Annotated in this window: 1 protein-coding gene; it reads right to left on the reverse strand. The window is 71.1% G+C overall.

Features of this window, described 5'->3' with window-relative positions; all coding sequences use genetic code 11:
* Positions 1–118: 118 nt before the first annotated feature.
* The gene (locus NS220_RS18710) at positions 119–463 is read right to left on the reverse strand and encodes an Rv2175c family DNA-binding protein (protein ID WP_058625460.1); all 345 of its coding nucleotides are present in this window, start codon (positions 461–463) and stop codon (positions 119–121) included.
* Positions 464–934: the final 471 nt, after the last annotated feature.

Raw genomic sequence — 934 nt, forward strand, 5'->3', positions numbered from 1 at the left:
CCGTCGGCGAACTCCGCGATCTCGCGCACGCCGCGACGCAGCGCTCTTCCTGAGCGGCGCGCCGCGCGAGCTCACGCAGCCGTGGAGGGACAGTCCTCCCCGCCGAGGCGGCGGGCGCTCAGGCCAGCGTCGCGGCGACCCGCCGCACTTCGCTCTTGCGCCCCGCCAGGAGCGCTTCGATCGGCGCGACTCCGATGGTGTCCTCCGGGGTGAGCAGCCAGTCGATGGTCTCGTCCTCGTCGAAGCCGACATCGTGCAGAACGATGATCGTGCCGCGCAGGGACGGCAGCGGACGGCCGTCGACGATGAACACGGCGGGGACGCGCAGCACACCGTCTCGGCGCGAACCGACGAGGTAGTGCTCGTCGAGCAGCCGACGCACGCGTCCGTGCTGCTCGCCCAGGACCTCCACGAGGTCGGGGATCGTCAACCACGAGGTTTCGTAACGGGAGGCTTCGCTCACCACCCCATCCTCTCATCGCACGCGCCCGCGATGCGTCTCGGCGCCGTCGTCACACGAGTCACACAGGCCCCACGCGTTGACATCCCTCCCAGGCCGTGCGAGCGTTCTGGCAGTCGAAAGAACGGAAATCCCCCCACCATGCGTCGACTCCCTTCCCCCGCGCTGCCCACCTTCCCGCGCTCGAGCGTCCTCGTCCCCGCCGCGGTCGTCGGAACCATCGCCTTGGCTCTCACCGGAGAGAGCAGTGCCCACGCAGCGCCGCCCGCTCCACCGACCACCGCCCTACCGCCCGCTCCCGCTCCCCGCGGACACTCTCCGGTGACCCGTGCGTCCGGGCCCGTCACGGCGACCGCTACCGTCGAGCCCGGCGACACCGTGTGGGCGATCGCCCAGCGCTACGGTCTCGACGTCGGGGGCCTACAGGCGTGGAACGGCCTTAACGGTGACAGCATCATCCGTCCGGGCCAGGTC

It is taken from the genome of Microbacterium testaceum (genome assembly GCF_001476655.1).
Taxonomy (GTDB): domain Bacteria; phylum Actinomycetota; class Actinomycetes; order Actinomycetales; family Microbacteriaceae; genus Microbacterium; species Microbacterium testaceum_C.